General features: G+C 70.0%; 29 protein-coding genes, 2 tRNA genes and 1 pseudogene. 15 read left to right on the top strand and 17 right to left on the bottom strand.

Annotated elements, in window-relative coordinates; genetic code table 11:
- Positions 1-151: 151 nt before the first annotated feature.
- Together ACQEVJ_RS43700 and ACQEVJ_RS43705 are read right to left on the bottom strand one after the other, a co-directional pair.
- A tRNA-Arg gene (locus tag ACQEVJ_RS43700) sits at positions 152-224 on the bottom strand.
- Between the two features lie 140 nt (positions 225-364).
- Positions 365-823: a MaoC family dehydratase gene (locus tag ACQEVJ_RS43705; RefSeq protein ID WP_433111239.1), complete on the bottom strand. Its 459-nt coding sequence runs from the start codon at positions 821-823 to the stop codon at positions 365-367.
- A 209-nt stretch (positions 824-1,032) separates the two neighbouring features.
- Between ACQEVJ_RS43705 and ACQEVJ_RS43710 the strand changes: the two genes are divergently transcribed.
- Positions 1,033-1,155, top strand: a complete 123-nt coding sequence (locus ACQEVJ_RS43710; RefSeq protein WP_433111242.1) for a hypothetical protein — start codon at positions 1,033-1,035, stop codon at positions 1,153-1,155.
- A 50-nt stretch (positions 1,156-1,205) separates the two neighbouring features.
- On the opposite strand, the gene ACQEVJ_RS43715 is transcribed toward ACQEVJ_RS43710, so the two are convergent.
- Together ACQEVJ_RS43715 and ACQEVJ_RS43720 are read right to left on the bottom strand one after the other, a co-directional pair.
- Positions 1,206-1,727 carry a DUF4142 domain-containing protein gene (locus ACQEVJ_RS43715; RefSeq protein ID WP_433111245.1) on the bottom strand — a complete coding sequence of 174 codons (522 nt, stop codon included), beginning with the start codon at positions 1,725-1,727 and terminating at the stop codon, positions 1,206-1,208.
- A gap of 110 nt (positions 1,728-1,837) precedes the next feature.
- Positions 1,838-2,659: a glycoside hydrolase family 16 protein gene (locus tag ACQEVJ_RS43720; protein WP_433111248.1), complete on the bottom strand. Its 822-nt coding sequence runs from the start codon at positions 2,657-2,659 to the stop codon at positions 1,838-1,840.
- Between the two features lie 153 nt (positions 2,660-2,812).
- Between ACQEVJ_RS43720 and ACQEVJ_RS43725 the strand changes: the two genes are divergently transcribed.
- From ACQEVJ_RS43725 to ACQEVJ_RS43735, 3 genes are all read left to right on the top strand, one after another.
- The gene (locus tag ACQEVJ_RS43725) at positions 2,813-3,226 is read left to right on the top strand and encodes a ribonuclease domain-containing protein (protein WP_433111251.1); all 414 of its coding nucleotides are present in this window, start codon (positions 2,813-2,815) and stop codon (positions 3,224-3,226) included.
- Between the two features lie 6 nt (positions 3,227-3,232).
- Positions 3,233-3,601, top strand: a complete 369-nt coding sequence (locus ACQEVJ_RS43730; RefSeq protein WP_433111254.1) for a barstar family protein — start codon at positions 3,233-3,235, stop codon at positions 3,599-3,601.
- Positions 3,602-3,712: 111 nt separating this feature from the next.
- Entirely contained in the window at positions 3,713-4,093 is a 381-nt protein-coding gene (locus ACQEVJ_RS43735; protein WP_433111257.1) for a hypothetical protein, read from the top strand.
- Between the two features lie 18 nt (positions 4,094-4,111).
- Here ACQEVJ_RS43735 and ACQEVJ_RS43740 read toward each other — a convergent pair whose 3' ends face one another.
- Positions 4,112-4,612, bottom strand: coding sequence for a GNAT family N-acetyltransferase (locus ACQEVJ_RS43740; RefSeq protein ID WP_433111260.1), 501 nt, complete (start codon positions 4,610-4,612; stop codon positions 4,112-4,114).
- Positions 4,613-4,811: 199 nt separating this feature from the next.
- The gene (locus ACQEVJ_RS43745) at positions 4,812-5,507 is read right to left on the bottom strand and encodes an SDR family NAD(P)-dependent oxidoreductase (protein WP_433111262.1); all 696 of its coding nucleotides are present in this window, start codon (positions 5,505-5,507) and stop codon (positions 4,812-4,814) included.
- A gap of 101 nt (positions 5,508-5,608) precedes the next feature.
- Here ACQEVJ_RS43745 and ACQEVJ_RS43750 point away from each other — a divergent pair, with 101 nt between their 5' ends.
- Positions 5,609-6,511: a helix-turn-helix domain-containing protein gene (locus ACQEVJ_RS43750; RefSeq protein WP_433111265.1), complete on the top strand. Its 903-nt coding sequence runs from the start codon at positions 5,609-5,611 to the stop codon at positions 6,509-6,511.
- Here the strand turns inward: ACQEVJ_RS43750 and ACQEVJ_RS43755 are convergent.
- Complete coding sequence (locus ACQEVJ_RS43755) at positions 6,471-7,106, bottom strand: hypothetical protein (RefSeq protein ID WP_433111268.1); 636 nt, start codon at positions 7,104-7,106, stop codon at positions 6,471-6,473. The genes ACQEVJ_RS43750 and ACQEVJ_RS43755 overlap by 41 nt on opposite strands.
- 240 nt (positions 7,107-7,346) lie before the next feature.
- Here ACQEVJ_RS43755 and ACQEVJ_RS43760 point away from each other — a divergent pair, with 240 nt between their 5' ends.
- Both ACQEVJ_RS43760 and ACQEVJ_RS43765 read left to right on the top strand, forming a co-directional pair.
- Positions 7,347-9,419 carry a sensor histidine kinase gene (locus tag ACQEVJ_RS43760; RefSeq protein ID WP_433111271.1) on the top strand — a complete coding sequence of 691 codons (2,073 nt, stop codon included), beginning with the start codon at positions 7,347-7,349 and terminating at the stop codon, positions 9,417-9,419.
- Positions 9,409-10,065, top strand: a complete 657-nt coding sequence (locus ACQEVJ_RS43765) for a response regulator (protein ID WP_433111274.1) — start codon at positions 9,409-9,411, stop codon at positions 10,063-10,065. The genes ACQEVJ_RS43760 and ACQEVJ_RS43765 overlap by 11 nt, the downstream gene beginning before the upstream one ends.
- A 22-nt stretch (positions 10,066-10,087) precedes the next feature.
- Here ACQEVJ_RS43765 and ACQEVJ_RS43770 read toward each other — a convergent pair whose 3' ends face one another.
- A complete protein-coding gene (locus ACQEVJ_RS43770) occupies positions 10,088-10,861 on the bottom strand; it encodes an SDR family NAD(P)-dependent oxidoreductase (RefSeq protein ID WP_433111277.1) in 774 nt (257 codons plus the stop codon).
- 74 nt (positions 10,862-10,935) lie between these two features.
- On the opposite strand from ACQEVJ_RS43770, the gene ACQEVJ_RS43775 reads away from it, so the two are divergent.
- Complete coding sequence (locus ACQEVJ_RS43775; protein WP_433111280.1) at positions 10,936-11,526, top strand: hypothetical protein; 591 nt, start codon at positions 10,936-10,938, stop codon at positions 11,524-11,526.
- Between the two features lie 192 nt (positions 11,527-11,718).
- On the opposite strand, the gene ACQEVJ_RS43780 is transcribed toward ACQEVJ_RS43775, so the two are convergent.
- Positions 11,719-12,423, bottom strand: coding sequence for a GntR family transcriptional regulator (locus ACQEVJ_RS43780; RefSeq protein ID WP_433111283.1), 705 nt, complete (start codon positions 12,421-12,423; stop codon positions 11,719-11,721).
- Positions 12,424-12,570: 147 nt separating this feature from the next.
- Between ACQEVJ_RS43780 and ACQEVJ_RS43785 the strand changes: the two genes are divergently transcribed.
- Both ACQEVJ_RS43785 and ACQEVJ_RS43790 read left to right on the top strand, forming a co-directional pair.
- Positions 12,571-13,104, top strand: coding sequence for a YbhB/YbcL family Raf kinase inhibitor-like protein (locus ACQEVJ_RS43785; RefSeq protein WP_433111286.1), 534 nt, complete (start codon positions 12,571-12,573; stop codon positions 13,102-13,104).
- Between the two features lie 8 nt (positions 13,105-13,112).
- A pseudogene (locus ACQEVJ_RS43790) lies at positions 13,113-13,270 on the top strand (dihydrofolate reductase); the annotation flags it as partial.
- A 584-nt stretch (positions 13,271-13,854) separates the two neighbouring features.
- Here ACQEVJ_RS43790 and ACQEVJ_RS43795 read toward each other — a convergent pair.
- The 5 genes from ACQEVJ_RS43795 to ACQEVJ_RS43815 form a co-directional block, all read right to left on the bottom strand.
- Complete coding sequence (locus ACQEVJ_RS43795) at positions 13,855-15,255, bottom strand: MFS transporter (RefSeq protein WP_433111289.1); 1,401 nt, start codon at positions 15,253-15,255, stop codon at positions 13,855-13,857.
- 318 nt (positions 15,256-15,573) lie between these two features.
- Complete coding sequence (locus tag ACQEVJ_RS43800) at positions 15,574-16,038, bottom strand: hypothetical protein (RefSeq protein ID WP_433111292.1); 465 nt, start codon at positions 16,036-16,038, stop codon at positions 15,574-15,576.
- Positions 16,039-16,049: 11 nt separating this feature from the next.
- A complete protein-coding gene (locus ACQEVJ_RS43805) occupies positions 16,050-16,454 on the bottom strand; it encodes a DUF7662 domain-containing protein (RefSeq protein ID WP_433113291.1) in 405 nt (134 codons plus the stop codon).
- A gap of 88 nt (positions 16,455-16,542) precedes the next feature.
- Positions 16,543-16,632: transfer RNA gene (locus tag ACQEVJ_RS43810), tRNA-Ser, on the bottom strand.
- A gap of 191 nt (positions 16,633-16,823) precedes the next feature.
- Positions 16,824-17,387 (bottom strand): YceI family protein, encoded by a 564-nt coding sequence (locus ACQEVJ_RS43815; protein WP_433111295.1) that lies wholly within the window; start codon positions 17,385-17,387, stop codon positions 16,824-16,826.
- A 98-nt stretch (positions 17,388-17,485) separates the two neighbouring features.
- Here ACQEVJ_RS43815 and ACQEVJ_RS43820 point away from each other — a divergent pair, with 98 nt between their 5' ends.
- A complete protein-coding gene (locus ACQEVJ_RS43820; RefSeq protein ID WP_433111298.1) occupies positions 17,486-17,986 on the top strand; it encodes a MarR family winged helix-turn-helix transcriptional regulator in 501 nt (166 codons plus the stop codon).
- A gap of 136 nt (positions 17,987-18,122) precedes the next feature.
- On the top strand, positions 18,123-19,118 hold the full coding sequence (locus tag ACQEVJ_RS43825) for a thermonuclease family protein (protein WP_433111301.1): 996 nt from the start codon (positions 18,123-18,125) through the stop codon (positions 19,116-19,118).
- A 9-nt stretch (positions 19,119-19,127) separates the two neighbouring features.
- Here the strand turns inward: ACQEVJ_RS43825 and ACQEVJ_RS43830 are convergent, their stop codons facing one another.
- Positions 19,128-19,628, bottom strand: coding sequence for a SigE family RNA polymerase sigma factor (locus ACQEVJ_RS43830; protein ID WP_182898397.1), 501 nt, complete (start codon positions 19,626-19,628; stop codon positions 19,128-19,130).
- A gap of 259 nt (positions 19,629-19,887) precedes the next feature.
- Here ACQEVJ_RS43830 and ACQEVJ_RS43835 point away from each other — a divergent pair, with 259 nt between their 5' ends.
- Together ACQEVJ_RS43835 and ACQEVJ_RS43840 are read left to right on the top strand one after the other, a co-directional pair.
- The gene (locus tag ACQEVJ_RS43835; protein ID WP_433111303.1) at positions 19,888-20,853 is read left to right on the top strand and encodes a hypothetical protein; all 966 of its coding nucleotides are present in this window, start codon (positions 19,888-19,890) and stop codon (positions 20,851-20,853) included.
- Between the two features lie 3 nt (positions 20,854-20,856).
- The gene (locus ACQEVJ_RS43840) at positions 20,857-21,687 is read left to right on the top strand and encodes a MauE/DoxX family redox-associated membrane protein (RefSeq protein ID WP_433111306.1); all 831 of its coding nucleotides are present in this window, start codon (positions 20,857-20,859) and stop codon (positions 21,685-21,687) included.
- A 105-nt stretch (positions 21,688-21,792) separates the two neighbouring features.
- On the opposite strand, the gene ACQEVJ_RS43845 is transcribed toward ACQEVJ_RS43840, so the two are convergent.
- Positions 21,793-22,974, bottom strand: coding sequence for an AAA family ATPase (locus ACQEVJ_RS43845; protein WP_433111309.1), 1,182 nt, complete (start codon positions 22,972-22,974; stop codon positions 21,793-21,795).
- Between the two features lie 380 nt (positions 22,975-23,354).
- On the bottom strand, positions 23,355-24,230 hold the full coding sequence (locus ACQEVJ_RS43850; protein ID WP_433111312.1) for an oxidoreductase: 876 nt from the start codon (positions 24,228-24,230) through the stop codon (positions 23,355-23,357).
- 81 nt (positions 24,231-24,311) lie between these two features.
- Between ACQEVJ_RS43850 and ACQEVJ_RS43855 the strand changes: the two genes are divergently transcribed.
- On the top strand, positions 24,312-24,977 hold the full coding sequence (locus ACQEVJ_RS43855; protein WP_433111315.1) for a DNA-binding response regulator: 666 nt from the start codon (positions 24,312-24,314) through the stop codon (positions 24,975-24,977).
- Positions 24,978-25,037 lie beyond the last annotated feature (60 nt).

Genomic DNA, 25,037 nt, shown 5'->3' on the forward strand with positions numbered 1-25,037 from the left:
GACTGAGATCTTGCCGAGGCGATCGGGACGGAGCGGGCGCCACCTGGGAGCCACTCGTGTTAGCAAGGGTGTTAGCAAGCAGCCCGCATGATCTAGAGAACACTAAGGCCCGCTGCCAGGTAGTCCCTGGTCACGGGCCTTGTGTAATGTGCGCGGCCGAGAGGACTCGAACCCCTAACCTTCTGATCCGTAGTCAGATGCTCTATCCATTGAGCTACGGCCGCTTTGCTGCCTGTTCACCTGCGGTGCCCCGGCAACGGGTGTAACTCTACCAGACCCGTCACCCCTGCTTGCGCCAATAAATCGCCCCACCCCCGGTCAAGCGGCCCTCGTACCACCCATCCCGACCGAGGGCACGCGGGGGTCACTGGTGGGGGACGAAGAGCGTGAGCGTGTCGGCGATACAGGCCGGCCTGTCGACTCCCTCGACCTCGATCGTGACGCGAAGGTTCGCGAGGGTGCCCGAGGGAGTGCCCTTGACGTCGGTGATCTCCGCCCCGGCCCGTACGCGGGACCCGACGGGGACCGGCCGGGGGAAGCGCACCTTGTTCAGCCCGTAGTTGATCGCCATGCGCAGGCCGTCCACGCGGTACAGCTCGCCGAGCAGCGACGGCAGCAGCGAGAGCGTGAGGTATCCGTGGGCGATCGTGCCGCCGAACGGGCTGTCCTTCGCCCGCTCGGGGTCCACGTGGATCCACTGGTGGTCGTCCGTCGCGTCGGCGAAGGCACTCACCCTCTCCTGGCCGATCTCTCGCCAGTCGCTGTACCCGAGATGCTCGCCTTTGGCCGCCTTGAGTTCGGCGAGGTTCGTGAAGATCCGCATGACCGCACTCTATTCACGCGGACCCGGGACCGGCGGGAATCGGGGGACTCGGAGCCCGTTGCCGTCCACACTGGTTCCATCGGGGAGCGAGCAGGTGTCGTCAGCTTCGGCAACATACACATCACTCTCAGTGACGAACGGCTCATGACCTGCGGGGTATCAGCACAAGGCGGGGTGCACGCCGGAACACATCCCGACGTGGAGGAGACGTGGACGAGCAACCCGGCCCACGCGGCAAGCGGTATCGGCTCCGCGGGCTCATCGTGGTCGTGGTCGCGGGTCTCGTCTGCTGGGCGCTCATCATCCTGCTGCTGGTCAAGCTGTTCGGGTGAGCCCGCGGGGGACGTGCCGGCCGGAGACCAGCCCCGGCCGGCACCTGTCGTCATTCACCACTACCGCTCTGAATGCTCTCGACCAGGTTGAGATGCTCCTGGACCACCGGCTTGGCGTCCCGGGCCAGGTTCTTCACTTCCTGGGAAGAACCGCTCGACACTTCCTTGTCCAGGAAGTCCAGGGTCTCGCGGTGACCCTTGACCTGCGCGTCGATCCACGCACGGTCGAACGCGGCGCCGCTCTTGGCGGCGAACTGCCGAAGTTCGGCCTGCTGCTCCTCACTCGGCTGGCCCGGCAGCTCCACGCCCAGCTTCTCGGCCACCCGCTTGACCTGGTCGTCGAGGGAGGTGTGGTCCTCCACGAACTTCCTGCCGGCGTCCTTGACCGACTCCTTGGCGGCCTGCCGCTCGGCGAGTTGCCCGCTCTGGATCTCCGCGAGGTTGTCCTGGTGCGCACCGATCAGGAATGCCTTGTCCTGGTCGCTGACATCCGGCGGCGCCGCGTGGCCTGCGGTGATCCCTGACAGCGCCGCGACCACGGCCGCGACCAGGACGATGAGCCATCTCAGCATCAGATCCCCCGATCCTTCACCGGACGGCCGAACACCGGCTGATCGGCTTCGACCATCCGGGCATAGCGCTTCAAATGCCTCATACCCACCAGCCGCGCCTCTTGTACGGCTCAATCCGTCACGGGCCGATAGCCCCTCACGTAATCGACCACGAACTCCTTGGGGTACGGCCCCACCCGCTCGGGTCCCTCGGGGTCGGGAAACTCGTAGATCCCGAGCATGAGCTGCATCGAATAGTCCAGGGACTGCCGGATGGTCTTGACGTGCCGGCCGTCCACGAAGAACGTGACCTGATCCGGGGTCCACTCGGCCGCGTACACGTGGAACTCGCGCGCGTCGACGGGGAGGACCTCGGCGGCGAACTCGTCGGTGATCGTGGGGTCGCCGAACGGGTGGACGCCCATGCCGACGGCCGTCGCGTCCGGCCGTACGTCACGCCCGAAGATCTCGCAGACGCAGATCTCCGCGGAGCGCTCGGGCGCGTCCTCGAAGCCGATCATCCACAGCGCGACCATGGCGCGTGGATCGTCGGTGGCACGGGCGCGCATCTCGATAAGGCCGAAGTGTGGGGTGTAGAGCCGCGCCTCGTCCTGCGCCTCGCGGACGACGGCCCGGCCGCCCCGTCCGTGCTGGCCGACGGCGCTGCCCACCGGCCCGGAGAACACGCCTGTCTGCAGTGAGGACACGCGCATCCGGCCCTCCATCTCCGGCGACCACGGCGGCTGGTCCTCCTCGATCAGCAGGCGCAGGCAACCGTCGCCTACGCGATATCGGGCCGCCGAGGCGGTGCGTGTGGTCCATTGGGGCAGGTAACGCGGGATCCAGCGACTCTCGTCGAGCTTGTCCCCGTCAAAGGTGTCCTCGAACTCCAGCACATAGCCGGCCTTGGTCGCCGGGTCCGGCGCGTACGTACCGTCCTCGGCTTCGCTCATGCGTCAATCCTCGATCGACCTATGGGGGAACGAAGCACGCCCTGGGGCATACGGGAAAAGACGACGGGAGTTCACCAATCTCTCCCTTGGTTCGTCCTGGTTTCGAGGTGATGCTGGCGAATGTCTGTCCCCTCGCCCCCACAAGGAGGTCTCGTGCAGACTCCGCGACGCTTCCGGCCGTCCTGGCCGGGACGACTCACCGTCGTGATCGCCGCCATCGTGTCCCTCACCGGAGTGACCGGCACCGTCCCCGCCCACGCGTCGGTCTACAGCTCCTGCACAATCTCCCGCTGTGCCGACGCCCGCTCGGCGAACGCGATCTGGGCCGGGAAGGGCTATCCCACCAGCAGCGGCTGGTACTCCTGGCCGGACGGCAAGTACAACTACACCGGCGGGCGCTTCTACAACCGGGAGGGCCAGCTCCCCAGCGGGGCCACCTACTACGAGTACGACGTCTACTCCCGAGCGCGCGGCGCCTCGCGTGACGCGTATCGGATCGTCGTCAACCGCAGCACCGGCGTGACCTGGTTCTCGCCCAACCACTACACCGACTTCTACAGGATCTAGGAACTCATGGCCTCCGCCGCGCGTCCGCTGCCTCCGTGGCTCACGGTGACCACCGATCCGGCCCCGGCGGTCGTCGACGGGCGGGCCTGCCGGACCCGTGCCGCCTTCTTCGACGAGGTGGCACGGGTCCTGCGCCTCCCCGCGTACTTCGGCCGCAACTGGGACGCCCTCACCGACTCCCTGCGCGACATCGGGCCGATCCATCTGTCCGTTGAGCACGCCGAGGAGCTGCTCGACGCCGAGCCTCCCGGGCAGTTCGCCACCCTGCTGGCCGTCCTCGCCGGCACCGCCGAGGCCGGGCTGACCCTGGCCCTCCACACGGACCCCGCCCACGAGTCCCGGCTCCGCCGCCGCCTGATCGACGCCCTGCCCTGATCGCCCGTACGATCCCCACGGCCGGGCCACGGGTGGGGGAGGACAGGGACTATGGGCGATCCGATCACCGATTTCGCCGTACGGGGAACTCTCAGTCCCCTGAGGCTGGGCATGCATCGATCGGAACTTCTCGCCGAACTCGGTCCGCCCGAGGGCACCACGGGACAGCCGGAGGGAGATGCGGTCTCGTGGTGCTACGCGGACCTCGAGCTCGGCCTCTCGGTGCGCCACCTCGTGTGGTACATCGCGATCGAGCCGTCCTGCTTCCGCATCACGCTGCCTGCGCGGATGCACCTCGGGCCCATCGAGACCCCCGCGAAGGACACCCTGCTCCGCGATCTGGCGTCGCGAGGCGAGGCCGTGGAGGCGTGCGCGCCGTACGTACCCGACGAGTTGTGGTGGCGCGTTCCCGCGTCGGGAGTCCTGATGTCCTTCTCCGAGGACGGATGGCTGGACAACGTCCATACATCCGATAGATCCCTCCTTCCGTGATTCCTGGGAGCAGGGTCGTCATGCGGGAGGCGGGACGAGGAGTGCCTCGGCGCCGATCGGTACGTAGCCCGCGGCGAGGAACGCCCGTACGCTCGCGGCGTTGCCCGGGGCGATCTGCGCCCAGAGCGGGTGCGGGGTGAGATGCCGGGCCGCACTGGCGAGGGTGCGCCCCAGGCCGCGCCCGCGGCCGGCCGGGTCGACCTCGAGCGCGACCTCCCACCGCCCGCCCACTCCCCGTCCGATGAGCACGAGCCCGCCCGGGCAGGTCCAGACGCGTACGTCGTCGCGGTAGCGGTGGGCACGCTCGACGCGCGGATGGGCCGCGTCCGTGACTTCGACCAATTCGATGGGCGGGGGACCGGCGGCGGGAGCGGCCAGGGTGAGCATGTCGATGTTGTTGACCTTGCGTCCCGTGCGTTCTTCCAGGTCTCCGAGGAACGGCGGGTTGAGCGGCGCCGAGAGATCGTCGTCAGGCAACCGGGATCTGATCCAGTCCTCACCGACGTCAACGAAGATCACATTGTGTGCGGTGAAGGCGATGACTCCCGCGTGACGTGCGGACGGCTGCGGAACGATGGTCGGACCGGCACCCGGCTCGGGCATGTGCCCGCCGGCAGCACGAGCGAGGACATCAGGCAAGGTGATCACCGGGAAACGGTAGCCATCCCCCGCGACGCGCTCAAAGCGGTTTCGTCGCGCGGCCGTTCCGGCTCCGCCGTCACCAGGGAACGGGCCCGAAGCGGTCGATGAACCGGCCCGTTCCGCCGTCGGCGCCCTCGGTCGCGAGGGTCACGATCGCGTCGGTCCCCTCCGTCACGGTCTGGTGGCCGCTGTGCCCGTTGAGGTCGGTCGCGGTGTAGCCGGGGTCGGCGGCGTTGACCCGGATGCCGGGCAACGCCTTCGCGTACTGCGTCGTGAGCATCGTCACCGCGGCCTTCGAGGAGGTGTACAGCGGCCCCACGACCGTCGATTCCACCCGCTGCGGGTCGTGGGTCAGCGCGAACGACCCCGTGCCGCTGCTCACGTTGACGATCGCCGGATGTTCCGACTTATGGAGAAGAGGCAGGAAGGCACTCGTCACGCGGACGATGCCCACGACGTTCGTCTGGAAGACCTCGAGTGCGTGGTCCGCGGTCAGCTCGTCGGCGGGCACGTGCGGGCCGAGGATCCCGGCGTTGTTGATCAGGGTGTCGACGCGACCCTCATGCGCGGCGACGTCGGCCGCCGCGGCGGCGACGGACGCGTCGTCGGTGACGTCGATCCGCACGAATCGTACGCCGAGCTTGTCGGTCGCCGCCTGACCGCGCTCGGGGTCCCGGGCGCCGAGGACGACGGTGTGACCGAGGTCGATGAGGCGGCGGGCGGTCTCGAACCCGAGGCCCTTGTTGGCCCCGGTGATGAAGGTGATGGTCATGTGTCGAGCGTCGGCCCTCGGGGCGCGGGCAGCCAGGGAGAGCTCGCCGGTAGGACGGGCAGTACCACCCTGGCCTCTCGCCATCGACGCAGAATGGGGGCATGACGACCGATGAGACGAGCCTCGGCGCGACGATCCGCGCCTGGCGCGACCGGCTCTCACCCGCGGCTGTCGGTCTGCCCGCCGGCCGCGTACGCCGTGCCGCCGGGCTGCGCCGCGAGGAACTGGCCGACCTCGCGGGCGTCTCGGTGGACTACGTCGTACGGCTGGAGCAGGGCCGGGCGACCACGCCGTCGGCGCAGGTCGCCGCCGCGCTGGCGCGGGCGCTGCAGCTCGGCCGCGCCGAGCGCGACCACCTCTACCGGCTCGCCGGGCTGCAACCGCCCCCGGACGGCGTGATCAGTGATCACATCCCGCCCGGGATGCAGCGGGTGCTCACCCGGCTGGGCGACGCGCCGGTCGCCGTGTTCGCCGCCGACTGGCGGCTGCTGTGGTGGAACCGCAGTTGGGCGGCGCTCCTCGGCGATCCCTCCGTGCTCGCGCCGGAGGAGCGCAATCTGGTGCGCTCGCATTTTCCCGTTCCGGCCGATCGGGGGCGCCTCGCGGCATGGCCCGTCGTCTCGGAGAACGCGGCGGCGACCGACCGGGCCATCGTCGCCGACCTGCGCCGCGCCTCCGGCCGTTACCCCCAGGACGCGCGCCTCAGCGGGCTGATCCGCCGGACGCTGGACGGCAACCCGCGGTTCGCCCGGTTGTGGCACTCCGGCGCCGTCGGCAGGCACGCCGAGGACCACAAGACGATCCGGCACCCGGCGGTCGGGGAGATCACCGTCGACTGCGATGTGCTCTCCGACTCGGACACCGACCTGAAGATCGTCGTCTACACGGCCGTCCCCGGCAGCGAAGACGAGACCAAGCTCGACCTCACCTGTGTCGCCGGTGTCACGGCCCCCGATCGTGAGTTCAGTCCTCGCGGCGTACGAGCTCGGGGCGGAACGCGATGATGAGACCGAGCGTGGTGTAGCCCACGAGCAGGTGGGCGGCGCCGACGACGTCCGACACGGACGTGCCGAGGATCGCCATGGTCGGGAGGGTCACGACCACCCAGCTTTCGGCGACGAGCGGCCAGAAGCGGGCCGCCCCGCGCCACCGCCCGCTGACGGCGACCTTGACGCCGATCACGAACATGCCCAGCATCGACAGCGGCCAGAACACGTCGAGGATCCCCATCCAGGCGCTGTCACGCGCGGCGGGCAGGAATGCGTGGCCGACGCTCCACGCCATGGCCAGGGCCAGCAGCACCCGCTCGACCTGCAACATGGCGCGCGCCACGCGGCTGACGCCGGTCGCACGGGTACGGACCATGATCGCAAGGAGGCACCAGGCGCCGAGCTGGAACGCCAGACCGCCCAGATCCGCGATCTTGATTGCCGTTTCGGCCTGGGGGTCGAAGCCGTAGACGAAGCTGACGGCCGACCAGCTCAGTGCGCCGGTGGAAAGGCCCAGGGCCAGCCGGCGTACGGTCGTCTCGGCGAGCGGCGCGGATGAGGACGCACCGGGGGTGCGGCTCTGGGCGTGAGCGGACGAGGTCTCGGTCATGGTTGTTCCTTCGACTGGGGAGGCGGCTGTCTCGGAGGCGGCGGTGGTCGCCGCGGCTACGAGGTATCGTCATGAACCACCGACCCAGGCGGTCAGGGCATCGTGTCCCGATTCCTGGCATCTCTCGCGTCCCAGAGCAGGTGGGACCCGCGTCCTAGGGACATCGCACACCTGCTGAGGCACACTTTCCTGGTGCAGATTGTGACGGTTCGCCGGCCTTCGCGCCTGAGCCTCGGGCCTGTGCTCCTCGCGATCGCCGCGACCGCCACACCGGTAGCAGCACTGATCGATCTGGGGGTGCCGCAGGCCCACCGTGCCGTGCTCGAACTACAGCCGGGCGGGTTCGACTCGATAGCGGGTGTCGCACTGGCCGCGGCCGGCATGGTGGTGCTCCGCAGTTATCCGCGTCATCCCCTCGGCCGCCTGATGTCGGGCTTCGGCGCCTGGTGGGCGCTGGACGGCGTGGCGTCGTCGTGGGTCGCCTACGCCACCCTGCACGATCCTCCCCTCCCCGGCGCGGCAGCCGCCTTCATCGTCTACCAGCGGCTCGGCGCGGGCCTGGCGCTGCTGCTCCCCCTGGCGCTGCTGCTGTTCCCGGACGGGAAGCTGCCCTCAGGGTGGTGGCGGGTCGCCTCGCTGCTCAGCCTCGCGCTGACGAGCCTGCTCCCCCTGGCTCTCCTCGCGGCGCCGTCCGCGATCGCCCAGGCGACCGCGGGGTCCACTCCGCTGCCCGCGCCACTGCGAGGGCTGAACCTCGAGGCGCTCTATTTCCCGCTGCCGGACGCCGTCTGGACCGGTGTGCTGCGGGTGGCGCAGCTGTGCCTCCCGCTGAGCCTGGTCACTCCGTTCGTCGTGGTGGTGCGGCGCTACCGTACGGTGGCCGGCATCGACCGCACCCGGATGCGCTGGCTGGTGTGGGCGGCCGTGGTCGACCTCCTGGTCATGCTGACGTTCCGGCAGCTGCCCCTCTGGTTCGGCGCCATCGGCCTGACCACCGCCGTGTTCCTCACCTCTGCGTCGGTCGCGATCGGGATCGTGCGCCCGGATCTCGTCGACGTCGACCGGTTGCTCGGCGGGACGCTGGTGTACGGCCTCCTGCTCGCCCTGACGTTCGTCCTCGACCTGCTGGTCCTGGGCGGCGCCGGCCGGCTGCTCGGGCCACGCCTGAACGAAGGGGAGCGGCTGGTCATCGCCGTTTTCGCGGTCGCCATTCTGTACGCGCAGCTGCGGCACCGGCTGTGGCGTCTGGTGCGGCGCTGGATCCTCGGCGACAGGGACGACCCCTACCACGTGATGTCCGGGCTCGCCGAGCGGCTGGAGCGGACCGACGACTCGGAGGCGCAACTCGTCACGCTGGCCAAAACGGTGGCCCGGGCCTTCCGCACGCCCTACGTAGGCGTGGAGATCACCCAGGTCAGCGGCGAGGTGATCCTCGTCGAGGACGGCGAGCGTCCCGCCGAGACGCAGGCGCTTCCCATCACCTATCGGGGGGAGATAATCGGGCGGCTGTTGCTGCCGCGCCGGGCCGTCCGCCGCCGGCTCACGTCCAACGACGAACGGCTGCTGGCCGACCTGATCCGCCAGGCCGCCGCGGCGGCCCGTGCCGTACGGCTCGCGGAGGAACTGCAGCGCAGCCGTGAGGGCATGGTGTCGGCCGTGGAGGACGAGCGCCGCCGCCTGCGTCGCGAGCTCCACGACGGCCTGGGGCCGGCCCTGGCGGCGGTCGCGTCGCGGATCGACACCGCCCGGATCACCGCGCGCCGCTCGAATGAGGAAGCCGACCAGATCCTCGGCCTGGCTCGTCAGGAACTCACCGGGATGCTCGCCGAGGTGAGGCGGCTGGTGCACGGCCTGCGTCCGCCCGCGCTCGACGACGTCGGCCTGGTCGGGGCGATCCGCCAGCAGGCGGAGCGGCTGCGAGCCCCGGGGCTGACCGTCCGGGTCGAGGAGCGAGGTGATCTCACCGGCCTGCCGGCCGCCGTGGAGGTCGCCGCATACCGGATCGCCTCGGAAGCGATCACCAACGTGGTCCGGCACGCGAAGGCCGGCGAGTGCGTGGTGTCGCTCGCCCGGGACGTCGAAGGCGGGCACCTCGACGTGGTGGTCGTCGACGACGGCGTCGGCCTCGACGCCGAGGCGGCGGCCGGCGTGGGACTGGTGTCGTTGCGCGAACGCGCCGCCGAACTCGGCGGGTCGTGCACGGTGACCTCCGCGGAGCCGGCCGGTACGCGGGTGTGGGCGCGGCTGCCCGTCACACCGTCCGGACAGGCGCCCGTGCTCGCGACTACAGGAGAGGTGGAAGATGACCGGTAAGCGGCCGGTGAGGGTCCTCGTGGTGGACGATCACCCGGTGTTCCGTGAAGGCTTCGCGGCACTGCTGACCAGCATCGACGAGGTCGAGGTCGCCGGGACGGCCTCGACCGGCGTCGAGGCCCTCGCGCAGGCTGCCGAGCGAGAACCCGACGTGGTGGTCATGGACGTGCAGATGCCCGACATGGACGGCATAGAGGCCACCCGTCGCATCCTCGAGGAGCACCCGGAGATGGGCGTCGTGGTGCTCACGATGTCCGAGGAGGACGGCACCATCTTCGACGCGCTCCGGGCCGGCGCCCGCGGCTATCTGCTCAAAGGCGCCGAGCCGGACGAGGTCGTCCGCGCGATCACCACGGTGGCCGGCGGGGGCGTCGTGTTCGGTGCGGTCCTGGCCTCGCGCATCGCCGACTTCCTGGCCCCGAGGCCGCGGAGCGGCGACGTCTCGCCGTTCCCGTCCCTGACCGCACGGGAACACGAGGTGCTCGACCTGGTGGCCGCCGGCCTGTCGAACGGCCAGATCGCCGCGCGGCTGTTCCTGTCGCAGAAGACCGTACGCAACCACGTGCACGCCGTGCTCGGCAAGCTCCAGGCCGCCGACCGGGCAGAGGCGATCATCCGCGCCCGCGACGCCGGCCTCGGCCGCTGATCTCTGCGGGGGAGCCGGGCTTTCAGGCTTCTTCGGGATCGCGTCCGAGCACCGACCGGCCTCCGTCGACCGGGACGGTCGCGCCGTTGATGAAGCTCGCCTCGTCGGACAGCAGGTAGGCGACAGCAGCCGCCACCTCCTCCGGGCGCCCCACCCTGCCGACCGGGTGCAGCAGGCCCATCTCGTTCTCGATCCGTGCGGCCGCCGTGGGCTCCTGGCCATCGAGGAACGCCTCGTAGCGTTCGGTGCTGATCGAGCCGAGAGCGACGGCGTTGACCCGGACGCCGCGCGGTCCGTAGTCGACGGCGAGTGCCCGCGTGAGTCCTTCGACGGCGGCCTTGGCCGTCGCGTACGGCAAGGAGCCACGCACCGGCCGCTGCGCCTGGTGGGAGGAGACGTTGACGATCGATCCGCCCCCACCGGCGCTCAGGAAGCGGCGGATCGCGGTCATGCATCCGATGACCGTGGGATTGAAATTCGCCCCTATGAGATCCAGGACCTCGCGCGCCGACGGGGAGTCCAGTGAGGCCTCGCGGAACACGGCCGCGTTGTTGACCCAGCCGGCGAGTGGGCCCGCGGCCTGTGCCAGGTCGGCGGCCCGCTCCGCGACGGCCTCGTCGGCGGCATCGCCGGCCACCGCGATGACCCGGGAACCGGCCGGGTGGGTGCGGGTCCACTCGATCGCCGACGGGTCGAATTCGATCACGACGACGCTGTTCGCGTCTCGTAGGAGTCGTTCGACGAGCGCGCGTCCGACGCCACGGCCACCCCCGGTGACAACGTACGAAGAACCCACATTTCCCCCTCGCGTGAGAGATCTACACGGCCGACCCAAATGACCTCTATATAGATCATCACTACTATTTGCGCGTGATGAGAAAAATGATCTCGCTGGCCGCCGCTGCCGGTGCCGTCATCGGGGCCGTCGCCGTGGCCGGCGCCGACCGCGCCGCCGCATCCTCTACCACGTCCCTGCGGCTGTCCGGCGGGCTGACCCTGGAGATCCCCCGCACCTGGCGGGTCTACCGGAGCGCCGACCAAGTGCACGTGGTGACCGGCGCCTGCGCCAAGCCCAAGAGCCACTACTTCGAGCCCAGGTGCCGCGGCTTCTGGGTGATGGGAGCGAAGACGCTCAAGACCGGGGGCGAGGGCTTCCAGCGCTACAACCCTGTCAATGGACCGTTCTATCCCGCCGTCGACGTGGCTCCCTGCCCGACCGACCCCAAGCTCGGCCACGTCCTCGGCAAGGCGATCGCGGTCGGCTACCGGAACATCGGAGCGGGCCACAAGGCGCACTACCGCGTATGGCCGGGGCGCTGCGTCACGTACGACGACGCGACGCAGAAGTCGACATTCAAGCAGCGTGAGTGGTACCTGCCGAAGGAGAAACTCCTGATCGTCGACCAGTGGGCCACTCCCGGGCTCGCCACCGTGCTGCAGAACGCCACCTGGGAGAGCTAGATCGAGGTCTTTCGACGGGGCTCGATAAAGAGTGCTGTCAAGACCGCGGCTTGACAGCACTCTCGTCATCTCGGCCGAGCGGCCGGCGACAAGCGGCTCTGCTCGTGGCCGTCCCGATCAGTTCGATCTGGACCAACACTGCTCGGGTGTCGGTGACCAGGTGTATCCGTCCGGCCAGATCGGCGAGGCGTATCAGGCTTCCTCCGCTGCTTGGAGGTAATCGCAGCCGGTCAGTCCGGCCGCGGTCAGGGTGAGGTGCTGGGCCAGCACCTTGGCCGCGGTGTCGGCGTCGCGGGCCAGCGCCGCCTCCTCAAGCCGGCGATGCTCGGCAACGCCGTCCCGGTCGGGGTTGCGGTGCGCCGACCAGCGGCGAGCCAGCTCGCTCGCGGTCCACATCCGGTCGAAGGTCTCCAGCAGTACGGGGTTGCCGCAACCCTCCAGCAGGGTGCGATGGAAAACCCGGTGGGCTTCGGACCACGCGCCGCTGTAGTACTCGCCCTCCTCCGGCACGTACGCCGGGGTGCGGGCCAGACGGTGGTGGGCGGCTCGTACGCGGGCCTCCCAGTCGACGTCGCCGCGCTCGATCGACATGCGCAGCACGACCGGTTCGATGGTCCGGCGGGCCTCCGCGATCTCCTGCCAGCGGCGGTCGGAGAAGGCCGGGACGGCGAAGCCGCGGTTGGGCAGCCGGTCGGCGAGGCCTTCGCCGACCACCCGCACGAGCGCCTCACGCACGACGGCCAGGCTCACGCCCTGTTCCTTGGCTATGTCCTGCGGTTTGAGGGCGTCACCGGGGCTGTAGTCCCCGCGCATGATCGCGTCCCGCAGGAGTGCGTAGACCTGCTCGGAGAGCATCTGCTTGCCTGGCGAGGCCGAGGGGTGGGCCGTCTGGGTCATGCGATCATCATAGACGATTCAACAAATAATCGATTATTCGTGTTATGGTCGATGAAGTGACCGGCCGCAGCGCCTCTACGCGAAGCGTGGGCTCTCCGTCGGCCGCATCACCGCCACCCCACAGCACGGCCTGAAAGGAACGACGCGATGAGCGCCAACGACCCCTTCGCCCGCCTCCCCGAGGCGGCCTCCTTCACCGTCACCAGCACCACCGTCAGCGACGGCGCCGCCTGGCCGCCCGAGCAGTTCTCCTCCGGCGTCCCCGGCGGGAAGGACATCTCCCCGCAGCTGTCCTGGAGCGGCGCCCCGGAAGGCACCAAGAGCTATGGCGTCACCGTCTACGACCCCGACGCCCCCACCGGGTCGGGGTTCTGGCACTGGGCGGTCGCCGACATCCCCGCCACCGTCACCGAACTGCCCGAGGGCGCCGGTGACGACACCGGCTCGGGCCTGCCCGAGGGCGCCTTCCAACTGCCCAACGACGTCCGCGCGGCCCGCTTCATCGGCGCCGCGCCGCCGGCCGGGCACGGCCTTCACCGCTACTTCATCGTGGTGCACGCCCTCGACGTCGAGTCCATCGGCGTCCCCGCCGACGCCACCCCGGCCCTCCTCGGCTTCACCATGGCCGGCCACATCCTCGGCCGCGCGGTCCTGACCGCCACCGCCGAAACCCCTGCTTGACGAGCAGCATGCCGGGACTCATCGACAGGAGATGTCTCCGCGCCATTCCGGAGCTCGACGAGGAAGGCGTTGTGTCCCCATGCGCGCCCGCATCGCCGAGCGCCTGAGCCAGAGCGGCCCCACCGCCAGCCCGACCTTGCTACACGTGGCCGGTGACCGGCACCTGGAGGCGTGACGTCGTCGCCCGGCGGCGTGCTGGTCGGCAGTGGCGGGGAGACCGCCGAACTCCGCACGCAGACCGCCGCACACGTCTTCGCGGCCAAGCGCTGAGCCCAACCGGGCACCGGCCCGTTGCCGTGGCCCGTGCAGGCACGAGGATGGCCCTCGACCGCGATCGGTCGAGGGCCATCCTCGTCGCGGCAGCCCGCGACGTCACCGCGACCAGGGTTGCGACGCCCACTTCGACGTTCAGGACTGTCGGCGTCTGATGTGATCATTCGCCCATGGCGCCTGAAGAACGCGGACATCCGAGGGAAGCGCTCGACCGCATGAACGCAGGGCCGGGGGGAGTGACCCGGATGGACGGCCTTGACGACGAGGAGCGGCAATGACGAAGGTCATCGCGTTCTCGGCTCCGACCTTTCCGCCGTGGCCGATCGCATCCTGGCCGTAGACGTCGAATAGCCCGTTCCCGGCCTGATCCGGCTCCCTCGGGGAACACGCCGTCATCTCCGTGTCGTGACTGCCACACAAGCCCGGCCCCACGACGCTCGTCACACCGCTGGGACGCTCCTCATCGGACCGCTGCAGTCAGGTGGTTGTCGCAGGCGCACGGCGGGTAGCGGCCGCCCTCTTGTGGTTGCGCAGTTCCGCGAACGTGACGATTCCCGCCACGATCACCAGTACGGCGAGCACGTACAGGGCAGTCTGGTACCCGGCCGCCAGAGCCTGCCCGTGCGCGATGCCCTCCCCCTCCATCACGCTGGTCCGGCTGGCCGCCAGCGACAGCAGCACGGCGACACCGAGGGCGATGCCGAGTTGGAAGGAGGTCTGCCGCACACCCGCCGCCAGGCCCTGCTCCCGAGGTGCGATCCCCGCCGTGGCCGCGAGGGTGGAACCGACCGTGGTGGCGAGGATCGACATGCCCATGGGGAACAGCACGAGTCCGAACAGCACCAGGCTCTGCGCCACCGCCACCTGCGAGGCGACCAGGGCAACGAGCAGGCCGGCGGACACGGTCGCGCCGGTGAGCGAAGCCGCCAGGCCGACACGCGGGATCAGCCGTCCGAGGACCATGCCGAACACGACGTTCACCAGACCGATGGGCGCCACGATGAGCCCCGCCTGCACGGGCGTACAGCCCATGACCTCCTGCAGGTACAGGGTGACCAGAAGATACGCCGAACCGGACAGCAGTCCCGAGGCCAGCGTCACGACGTTGGCGGCCCGCAGCATGCCCGACCGGAACAGCCCGAGACGGACCAACGGGTCCGGGTGACGGCGTTCCGCGAAGAGAAAGAGCGCCAGCACGCAGAGCCCGGCGACGAAGGGGACGACGCACTGAGGGGATGTCCATCCCCGAGCGCTTCCCTGGGTGGGCGCGACGACGACCAGCGCGACCCCCACGGTGATCAGCACCGCGCCCAGCACATCCAGCTTGCCGGGTCGCGGGGACGACGGAGCGGGCGGGATGAGACGGGGGATCAACACCGCCACCAGTGCGCCGACCGGGACCGTGACGTAGAAGACGCTCTGCCAGCCCAGCGAGTCCACCAGCAGCCCGCTGAACACCAGACCACCGACGAATCCCAGCACGGTGGCGATGCCGAACCTGCTCATCGCCCTGGCCCTCGCCGCCTCTTCGGGAAACAGATCGGCCAGCAGGGCCAACGCGGTCGGAGCGATGACCGCCGCCGAGAAGCCCTGCAGGACGCGGCAGGCCACGAGCATGACGGCGTCCACGGCCAAGCCGCACAGCAACGAGGACAAGGCGAACCCGACCATGCCCAGGATGAAGAAGCGGCGCCGCCCGAAAAAGTCCCCCAACCTGCCGCCGAGGATGAGCGCACCCCCGAAAGCGACGTTGTAGGCGGTGACGACGGCCTGCACACCTGACGCGGAAAAGCCGAGCTCATGCTGGATGTCCGGCAATGCGACCGTGACGATCGACGCATCCAGCATGATCACGAACTGGGCCGACAGGATGATCATCCATCCCCGCCCACCTTGCCCGCTTCGGGGTAACCGCGGCCGCATCGAACTCCCCCGTTCGCCCCGGCAAGGACAGACCTTCCGGGGCACCCGATCGGACGCCCGACTTCTCCAGGGCCGCCCGCCATCGGGCACCTATGCTTCCGCTCCCCTTGCTCGAAACACTGGCGGGAATCGGCCCTCGCGGCAACGTCCGTCCGCCGGCAGCCCATGCAGTTCACGTGTCCGTGGGGACGCGCACGCCCCGGCTGCTTCACATGTCCAGGGCGCGTTCAGGCGCGTTCGCGCCGCAGGTCACACCCCGAGTGGGGTTCGCAGTCAGATGGCCTCACCCAACTGCTCGGCCAGCCGCTCCAGGCCACCCTTGATGAGCCGCCCATACTCGTCGTCGCCAAGCGCGCCGATCCCGGCTCGGGCCTGCTGGAGGTGCTCACGGGCGCGACCGAGATCGCCCAGCTTGCGATAGCACTCACTCAAGTTCAGGTGCAACGACGGATACAAGCCCGCCGCCGGAAGCGCCACCCCAGCTTGCGCCACCCCCTCATCCGTGACCCGATCAGCGGCGGCAAGCGCTCGCAGATCCCACATCAGCTCCTGGTGCACGTCGTCTTGCACATCGGCCATCGAGTGGGCAAGAACGCAAACATGCAGCGGATCGCCTTGCTCGCCGCCGATGTCGTCCCAGATCTGCGCGAACAAGTCGCGAGCGGCTTCACGCTGACCTCGGTGGTGATGCAACTCCACCCCCTGGCCGATCCGGGCCAGCGTTGGATCGGTGGTCATTGGCGGCTCCTTCACCGTCGCGGGCAACCGCGGGTCACCCTACTTGCCCGACGTGGCTTGAAGATCGGGCGTCGCCAAGAAGCCAACGTCGAGCCATACGGCCTGCGTGTGCTTGGGTCGCCGGCCCGCCAGGCCGAGTGCTTATAGGCGCTGGCAGGTGGCTCCTCGCCGATGACACGGGCGACCTGAGCGAACCTCATTGTGACGTGCTCGCCTCCGTCTTGCTGGAGATGGCGGGCCAGGCGTTCGTACTGTTCTCGCGCGACCACGCCGTCGGTGTGAAGGCCAATTTGGGCGCTTGTCACGAGCGGACGGAGCCGCCGCCGGCCGGGACCGGCCCCCAGGCCGCACGCCCGGTCGACGAGCGGGCGACGGCCCGCCAGGCGGCGCGCGCAGCGCCGCCTCCTTGACCACACCCACCGGTGCCCGAAACGTACGTACCTCGCCGGTCTGGAGATCAAAAAGCCCCCCTCGCCGAAGACCGGCGAGAGGGGCTTTGAACTGCGGAGGCTCGGGGATTTGAACCCCGGATGGGCTTAAGACCCAAACCGCATTAGCAGTGCGGCGCCATAGACCTGACTAGGCGAAGCCTCCTGGTAGCGCGTTGCTCAGCACAGCGTACCGGCGATCGTCCAAGGCGGCAAAGCGGATTGCCGGTGAGGCTCGCCCGCTGTGCTGAATCACTTCCGGAGAGGGCGTTTGGATCGATGCACAGTCCTTGTCCACAGGATGTGGACAAGGACTGTGCACGCAGTGTGGATAACCCGCCTCAGCCTCGGCACAGGCTACGCCTGGCGGACGGCCTCGCCCTCGATCTCGATCTTAACCTTCTTGCCGACGAGGACGCCGCCGGTCTCCAGGGCCTGGTTCCAGGTCAGACCGTACTCCTCGCGGTCGATCTCGGTCTCCGCGCCGAACCCGAAGATCTCCTGGCCCCACGGGTTGTTGGCGGCGCCGTTGAACTCGACCTTGAGCTCGACCTCCTTGGTCACGTCGCGGACCGTGAGGTCGCCGACGAGCGTGAACTCGTTGCCCGACAGGTCGCTCACCCGCTTGCTGCGGAAGGTGATCTCGGGGAACTTGTCGGCGCTCAGGAAGTCGTCGCTCCGCAGGTGGCCGTCGCGGTCGGCGGCGCCGGTCTCGATCGTGCCTGCCTTGATGACGACGTCGACGCTGGAGTCGAGCGGGTTCTCGGCAATGACGATCTTGCCCTCGTAGTCGGCGAAGTGGCCGCGGACCTTGCTGACCATCATGTGCTTGACGACGAAACCGACGCGCGTGTGGGCCTTGTCCAGCGCGAACTCGCCGGCCGTCGGGACCTTCAGGCCCTCCCACTCACGGATGCTCATGGCTGCTCCCCTGATTGTTGCTGTGCGGATGTCTCACTCAGCAAATGTCTACCGGAAAAATATTCCTCGCGTCAACTATCGTGGCGTAGACTTGGACCATGGACCCGTTCGACGACCCCCGGCTCACGGCGATGGGCCTGCTCGCGGAGGTTTTCACCGGGCTGGTCGGCAAGACCAGCCCCACACTGGCCGCCGCCGGACTCTCCGAGGTCGACTTCGAGACCCTGATCCGCCTTGCCCGTTCCCCCGAAAGACGGCTGCGGATGAGCGATCTCGCGGCCCAGACGTCGCTGTCCACCAGCGGGATCACCCGCGTGGTCGACCGCTTGGAACGTGACGGGCTCGTCGAACGGCATGCCTGCGCCACCGACCGCCGCGCCTCGTACGCCGTGCTGAGCGAGGCAGGGGCGGAACGATTGCGGACGGTGCTCCCCCAGCACATCGAGGACATCGAGACCTGGTTCACCGGGCTGCTGACCGAAAACAACCAGCTCGCCGACTTCCTGAAGGCGCTGCGGGTGATCCGCGACGTCGTACGGCCCTGCGCGACCGCCGGCATACGGGAGGCGAGCAGGGCGCCGCGGGCCAAGACGGGCTGAGCCCGCCGGAACGTGATTCGAGGGAACCGACCGGACGGACTGGCGTAAACGATCGATTTCTGGTGGACTCCGTAATCCAGGAAACGGCTCCACGACAGCCGACGCAGTCCCCCGTACCCGAGCCAATGGAGCGCCCGTGCGTTTCCCCTCACACGCACTCGCCGTCCTCGCCACCGCGGCCCTCGCGGTTCCCGTCGCCGCTTCCACCTCCGCGTTCGCCGCGGCCACGGCGAGCCCGAGTCCGACGCCCTCGCAGACGCAGACGCCCGCCACGACGAGCCCGAGCCCCAGCCCGCAGCCGACGGTCACCGTCACGAGGACGATCACCCCCAAGGCTGCCCCCAAGGGGACGAAGACCACGACGGCCAAGACGGCGCGGCCGAAGACCGTGCCGAAGGACGCCGTCCAGGTGACCGTCAAGAAGATCGTGGACGGCGACACCGCGGACGTCGTCACCACGAGCGGCAGGACCGTACGCATCGGCCTGCTGGAGGCGGACGCCCCCGGCAAGGGCGGCTGCTGGTCCCAGGAGGCCGCCGCCCGATTGAAGGCCCTGCTGCCGCCCGGCAAGGCGGCGTATGTCCGGGCCGCCGAGCAGGTGCCCGAAAAGGAGCGCATCCTCATCTACCTGTGGTCGTCCACGGGCGTCTACGTCAACGGCGACATGGTCAGGAGCGGCCTGGCCCAGACCGTGAACTCCTTCCCCGAGCACAGCTACACCCAGTGGCAGTACAACGAGCAGGTCCGCGCTCAGATGGACAAGCTGGGACTGTGGTCGGGCTGCTGGGCGGCCGACACCTACGACAGGCGTTCGGGCGTCCAGACCCCGTCGGGCACCGGCGGCGGCGCCCTGACCCCGGCGCCGATCGAGCCCGAGGACGCGGCCCCGGCCCCGCCCGGCACGACGTACTCCCCCGAGCCCATCCCGCAGGGGAGCACCGCCGGAACGGTCGCGGTCAGCCCCTCTCCGACCCCCAGCCCCAGCCCCAGCCCCGGCGGCTCGACCGACCCCAGGTACAACACCTGCGAAGAGGCGATCGCCCACGGATACGGCCCGTACTACCGCGGAACCGACCCCGAGTATGACTGGTACATCGACCGCGACAGCGACGGCAAGGTCTGCGAGAGGTGACGCGGCGCGTCAGTTGACCCTCTTGCGGGCGTCGGGCACGACCATGTCGCCGCGCAGCTTGGCCATGCCGCGCGAGACCGAGCTCTTGACCGTGCCCACGCTGATCCCGAGGGTCCTGGCGATCTCGGGCTCGGTCATGTCCTCGTAGTAGCGCAGCACGATCGCTGTACGCTGCCGCGCGGGGAGACGGTCGAGCGCCTGCTCCAGCTCGTCGTACCGGTGCCGCGCGTCCTGCTGCACCGGTACGTCGGGAAGCTCCTCGGAGGGATATTCCTCCAGCTTGCGCCGCCGCCACCAGGAGATGTTGATGTTCACCATCGCCCGCCGCACGTAGCCGTCGAGCGATGACCGGTCACGGATGCGGTCCCACGCGAGGTACGTACGCGCGAGTGCGGTCTGCAGAAGGTCCTCGGCGTCGCTGGGGTTCCCGGTCAGCTGGTTGGCCACGCGGAGCAGGGCCGCCCCGCGAGACTGGACGTACGTGCGGAACTCCTCATGGTTCACGATCAGGGATCACCAACCCGGCCAGAGAGGCATCTCGTGCCAGAATCGCAGCCGCGCCCCCGGATCCGGCTGAACCGAAATCCAGGTTTCGCACCTGCCTGGGCAAAGACCGGGCAAGCCGGTGGCGGCCCGTCGCGCATGCCGTACGTACCGTCGGGCGGTGGTTTGCCCGAAACAGGTGGCAACGCCTTGCACCGGGAGGAGGAATATTGATCCTGGACGCCACCATCGCCCGGAAAACCACCTCTCCATCCCCGTCCGGCATGTGAGGCTGGAGAGTGTGGAAGGGGCGATGCCGTACCGGGCCGGAGAGCGAAGGCGGAAGCTGGCGGCGGCGGTTCTCGGCCGCGACCCCGGGCCCGCGCCGCGATCGCCGGAGGAGACGGAGCCGTTCGACGTGGTCAGCGGCGACCTCCTCGACGTGAGCCCGCACCTGATCATCCTGGAGACCGCCGAAGGCGAGCAGCGGCGCCTGGTGATCGCGCCGTGGGCGACCGCGTGGCGCGGCGGCACGGTGGCGCCCGCCGATCTGCCGGCCGGAGCCCGGGTCGTCGTCCGGGCGCTGCGCGGCGGCACGGTGGCCGAGCGCCTCTGGGCCGACATCACCCGGATCACCGGCGTCATCCGGGAGGTCCGCGGCCGGCGCGACCTCACCGTCGAACTCGACTGCGGTCCGCATCGCCGGGAACGCTCCATCGTCGTGCCCTACCGCTCCTCCGGGCGGATCCGGGTGCGGCATCCCAAGCTGGAGCCGGGCTACCTGTTCGACGCGATCGGGCTGCTCGACCAGGGCACGTCGTTCGCACATCTCCCTGCGACCTCGCAGCCGCCCTACCGGGCCACGGCCGTGCCCCCGCCTCCGATGACGTACGGAGGAAGCGAGGCGGGCATCTCGGGCACGGCGGTGTGGGCGGACTTCGCCGAGGAGGGCGTCGCCTATCCCATGCTCGAACGCGAGGACACCGGCTGCGACGACGCCGGCGTCTCCTGCGCCGGCCTGCCGTACCTCGCTCTGGGCTCGCTGCTGCGCGTACGCAACGTGTGCGACGGCCGGGCGGACACGCTGCCGATCGTCGGGTGCGGATGCCTCGCGGGGCGGTTCTGCGACCGATGCCTGGAATGCGGCACGTCCCCGCGCGGCAGGATCGTGGAACTGGCCGCGTCCTCGTACGTCGCGCTCGGCGGAGACTTGACCAAGGGCTGCTTCAATGCCCGCGTCGGATTGGGGTGACCGGTGCTTTCGACCATCGCGGCTGCCGCGCTGCCGATCCTCGTGGTGACACTGGCGCTGGGCGGCGTCGCCAAGCTGGCAACTGCCGGGCGCGAGGCGTCGCCGGGCGCGCTGGCCCGGCTCGGCCCAGCGGTGCTCATGCCCGAGCGCTTCGCGAGACCTGCCTTGATCGCCTGCGCCCTGGTCGAGTTCGCGCTGGCCGCCGATCTGCTGGTCGTGGATCACCCGGTCGCCCGGTGGCTGCCGGCCGCGTTCTTCGCCATCGCGACGTACGTCCTGTGGGATCTGCGCAGGCGGCGGCCGGACGTGGGGTGCGGCTGCTTCGGAGACGTGAGCGACACGCCGGTCGGGCTGCGGTCGATCTGTCGGGTCGCGGCGCTGACCGCGATGGCGGTCCTCGTCGGGCTGCAGGGGGTGACAGGACTGCCTGATGTCACCGCGGAGACGGCGCCCTGGATCGGCGGGGGCGTCGCCCTGCTGCTCGCCTGCTCACCCGAGATCGACGAGGCCGTCTCCCGCCTGCGGCACCGGGCGCCGTGCGAGCAACGGCCGATGCCGCCCGGACGGGCCCTGTCGCGCCTGCGGGCCAGCGCGGCGTGGCGGGCCCATGCCGGGTCGCTGCTGACGGACCAGCCGTCCGACATGTGGCGCGAGCTGTGCTGGCGCTTCTTCGTCTTCCCCGTTCAGGGCGACGCGGAGGTCGTGTTCGCCGTGCATCTCAGTGGCCGGCGTCCCGCCGTACGCGCCGTCGTGGTCGGCGCCGACGGCCAGGTGGTCGCGTCCGGCGATCCCGGCGACACCTCTCTGCGGGAATCTACGCCTGTATCGGCCTGACGCTATACATGCGTAGATTCCCGCATCGAGGGCTTTCACTTCAACTCTCTACGGCTCTCTAGCTTCCCCTCTAGAAAGCCGTAGAGAGGTCGATGGGCGCGCCGCTCAGAGCGGCTGCGCGCGGAGGAACCTCCCGAAATGCGGAACGGTGAACCCGATCACGCCGCGCTCGGCGCTGTAGATCAGGCCCTTCTTGATCAGGCTGTCGCGGGCCGGGGACAGGCTCGACGGTTTGCGGCCCAGCGCCTCGGCCACCTCGGCGGTCGGCACCGGGTCGTCCCCGAGCTGGGCCATGGCGTGCATGTAGTCCCGCTCGGCGGGGGTGGCCCGTTCGTACCGGCTGCCGAAGAAGCCCACCGCGAGCTCCTCCTCGGCCTCCGGCGCGGACACCTTGATGTCCTCGGCCGTGATCGGGCTGCGCGGGGCGAGGTCCCAGGCGACCTTGCCGTACGCCTGGACGAAGTAGGGGTAGCCGTCGGCCGCCTCGTACAGCGCGTCGAGCGCGTCGGGTGTGAACTCGACGTCCTCGCGGGCGGCCGGGGCGATGAGCGCCAGGTCGGCGGCGTCCCGGTCGAGCCGGTCGATGCGCGCGTACCGGAACAGCCGCTCGGAGTAGCTCTTGCTCGCCGACAGCACGCTCGGCAGGTGGGGCAGGCCGGCGCCGACGACGATCAGCGGACCGCCGTTCTGCGACAGCTCGTGGCAGGCCGCGCACAGAGCCGAGACGTCCGGCGCCTGCACGTCCTGCATCTCGTCGATGAACAGCGCGATGCCGACGCCGAGGTCCGTCGCCACGCCCGCGGCGTCGACGAACAGCTCGGTCAGGTCGATCTCCAGGTCGCCGGAATCGGCCCGGCCGCGCGTGGCGGGCACGTCGATGCCGGGCGACCAGTGCGAAGTGCCCTTCGCCGCGGCGGGATCCCGCATCGCGAACGCCTTGAGCACGCCGAGGAACTCCTCGATGCGCTCGGGGGCGCGGTGGCGGGGAGCGAGCTCCCTGATGGCCATGTGCAGCGCGGCGGACACCGGGCGGCGGATCGACTGGTCGGGCCTGGCCTCGATCTTGCCGGTGCCCCACAGCCGCTGCATGGCCATGGACTTGAACGTGTTGAGCAGGACGGTCTTGCCCACACCGCGCAGGCCGGTGAGGACCATGCTCCGCTCCGGGCGGCCCCGGGCCACCCGCTCCAGCACGATCTCGAACTGCTGCAGTTCGCGGTCGCGTCCGGCGAGTTCCGGGGGGCGCTGGCCGGCGCCGGGGGCATAGGGATTGCGCACGGGGTCCACGCTCTCGGACTTTATGACGGGATATAGCGGCCGTCGTAGATTTCCGTAGAGAGCGCTACGGCGTGTCGCCCGGCGCGGCCGCGGCACGCACCGCCCAGCGGTGGGCGGAGCCTGAACCGGGACGACCGGGACGACAGCGGGCGGAGCCGGGGAGGGCACGACCGGATCGAACGCCACGGGAAAGGCGACGGCAGGAACGGGGGCGGCGGACACCGTGGGCACAGCCATCACACACCCCTTACCTGCCGGGACTTGACCGAACCCGTGTTCGATCCGATGGCCATGACTGTAGCGCGTCATCGAACACCTGCGCGAGCTTTCCGCGAAAGCTCCGTCAAACGCCGTCGTTCACCGGGTCCACACGGCCCCGCACCGCGGCGCTAGTCCTCCAAGGCGGCGAGGTCCTCCGGCGTCAGCCGGATCCGCCCCGCCCCCATGTTCTCCTCCAGGTGGTCGAGGGACCCCGTACCGGGGATCGCAAGCACCGCGGGCGAGGTCTCCAGCAGCCACGCGAGCGCGATCTGCGGGGCGGTGGCCCCGTGACGCTCCATGACCGCCGCCAGGCGCGTCTGGTCGATGGGCCGCCACCCGCCGCCGAGCGGGAAGAAGGGCACGAAGGCGATGCCGTCCTTCTCACACCGGGCCAGGAGTTCGGTGTCGCCCCGGTCCTGCACGTGGAAGCTGTTCTGCACGGCGGCTACCGGGGCGATCGCCCGTGCCTCGTCCAACTGGGCGGCGTCGACGTTGCTGACGCCCAGGTGCCGGATCAGCCCCTCCTCGCGCAGCTCGGCCAGGACCGCGAACCTGTCGGAGATCGAGGCGCCGCCCGGGCCGCTCATGCCGCCGACCCGCAGGTAGACGAGGTCGAGCCGCTCCACGCCGAGGGTGCGCAGGTTGTCCTCCACCAGCCCGCGCAGCTCGGCCGGGCCGGCCTCGCCGCCCGGCATGCCGGTCTCGTCGAGCAGGGGGCCGACCTTGGTCGCGATCACCAGGTGGTCCGCGTACGGCGCGAGCGCCCGGCGGATCAGGTCGTTGGCCGCCACGCCCTCCCGCCGGTAGAACCACGCCGTGTCGATGTGGTCCACGCCGAGCTCGACGGCGCGACGGAGCACGGCCACGCCCGTCTCGGGGTCGCGCACGGCGCCGTCGAAGGTGCCGACCGGCAGCCGCATGGCCCCGAAGCCGAGCCGGTGAACGGGAAGGTCGCCTCCGAGGAGGAATTCGCCGCCGAGCGCGGCGTTCGTGTTCGTCGTCATGCCCGTCAGCCTCGTGCAGCCGAGGACGACGGCCAACGCGGTGGCAGCAAGCTGCCACGTCCGGCGGGTCATAATGAGTGGGTGACAGCCGATAAGGTCATCACGGTCCGCAGCGACGCGGAGCTCGTGGCCCGCGCCGGTCATCTGTTCACCGGCGCCCGGCACGAGTTCGTGTGCGCGGCCCGCGATCTCGACACGTGGTCGCAGCCCGAGGCGCGGCAGTCCATGGTCCGGCGGATGCCCGGCCCCGGCACCTCCAGCTTGGCCGTCAAGAAGCTGTTCACCCCCGTCGTCCTCGCCGACGAGGCCGCGCGGGCGCACCTGCGCGAGGTCATGACCGCCGGCGTCGAGGTGCGCATCAGCTCCACACCGCTGCCGCACGAGACGATCGTCATCGACAGGCGCGTGATGATCCTCGCGGAACGGGACGGGCCCGGCCCCCGCGAGTACACCGTGACCACCTCGCCCACCCTGGTGAACGGCGTGTACTCCCTCTTCGCGGCCGCCTGGGACGCCGGCACCGAGCTGACCGCCTACCTGCGCGGCGACGCGCCGAACCTCGACGACGACAGCCGTGCCGTTCTGCGCGCGCTCGGCGCGGGCTACACCGACGAGACCGCGGCGCGGCATCTCGGCCTGTCGTTGCGTACGTACCGCAGGCGTGTCGCGGAGCTCATGGCCGTTTTGGAGGCCGGCTCACGCTTCCAGGCCGGGCTGCGCGCGGGCGAACTCGGGCTCACGGGATAGCGACGCGTTCCGGCGTCGCCGCCTCCGCCGCCGTGATCCTCGACAGGCATGCGGGAACGG

The sequence above is a fragment of the Microbispora sp. CA-102843 genome, from assembly GCF_050936215.1.
Classification (GTDB): Bacteria; Actinomycetota; Actinomycetes; order Streptosporangiales; family Streptosporangiaceae; genus Microbispora.

Coding starts and splice junctions, on each gene's coding strand:
- ACQEVJ_RS43705 (WP_433111239.1), bottom strand. CDS start 823: ATGCGGATCTTCACGAACCTCGCCGAACTCAAGGCGGCCAAAGGCGAG.
- ACQEVJ_RS43715 (WP_433111245.1), bottom strand. CDS start 1,727: ATGCTGAGATGGCTCATCGTCCTGGTCGCGGCCGTGGTCGCGGCGCTG.
- ACQEVJ_RS43720 (WP_433111248.1), bottom strand. CDS start 2,659: ATGAGCGAAGCCGAGGACGGTACGTACGCGCCGGACCCGGCGACCAAG.
- ACQEVJ_RS43730 (WP_433111254.1), top strand. CDS start 3,233: ATGGCCTCCGCCGCGCGTCCGCTGCCTCCGTGGCTCACGGTGACCACC.
- ACQEVJ_RS43735 (WP_433111257.1), top strand. CDS start 3,713: ATGCATCGATCGGAACTTCTCGCCGAACTCGGTCCGCCCGAGGGCACC.
- ACQEVJ_RS43745 (WP_433111262.1), bottom strand. CDS start 5,507: ATGACCATCACCTTCATCACCGGGGCCAACAAGGGCCTCGGGTTCGAG.
- ACQEVJ_RS43750 (WP_433111265.1), top strand. CDS start 5,609: ATGACGACCGATGAGACGAGCCTCGGCGCGACGATCCGCGCCTGGCGC.
- ACQEVJ_RS43755 (WP_433111268.1), bottom strand. CDS start 7,106: ATGACCGAGACCTCGTCCGCTCACGCCCAGAGCCGCACCCCCGGTGCG.
- ACQEVJ_RS43765 (WP_433111274.1), top strand. CDS start 9,409: ATGACCGGTAAGCGGCCGGTGAGGGTCCTCGTGGTGGACGATCACCCG.
- ACQEVJ_RS43780 (WP_433111283.1), bottom strand. CDS start 12,423: ATGACCCAGACGGCCCACCCCTCGGCCTCGCCAGGCAAGCAGATGCTC.
- ACQEVJ_RS43785 (WP_433111286.1), top strand. CDS start 12,571: ATGAGCGCCAACGACCCCTTCGCCCGCCTCCCCGAGGCGGCCTCCTTC.
- ACQEVJ_RS43795 (WP_433111289.1), bottom strand. CDS start 15,255: ATGATCATCCTGTCGGCCCAGTTCGTGATCATGCTGGATGCGTCGATC.
- ACQEVJ_RS43800 (WP_433111292.1), bottom strand. CDS start 16,038: ATGACCACCGATCCAACGCTGGCCCGGATCGGCCAGGGGGTGGAGTTG.
- ACQEVJ_RS43815 (WP_433111295.1), bottom strand. CDS start 17,387: ATGAGCATCCGTGAGTGGGAGGGCCTGAAGGTCCCGACGGCCGGCGAG.
- ACQEVJ_RS43820 (WP_433111298.1), top strand. CDS start 17,486: ATGGACCCGTTCGACGACCCCCGGCTCACGGCGATGGGCCTGCTCGCG.
- ACQEVJ_RS43850 (WP_433111312.1), bottom strand. CDS start 24,230: ATGACGACGAACACGAACGCCGCGCTCGGCGGCGAATTCCTCCTCGGA.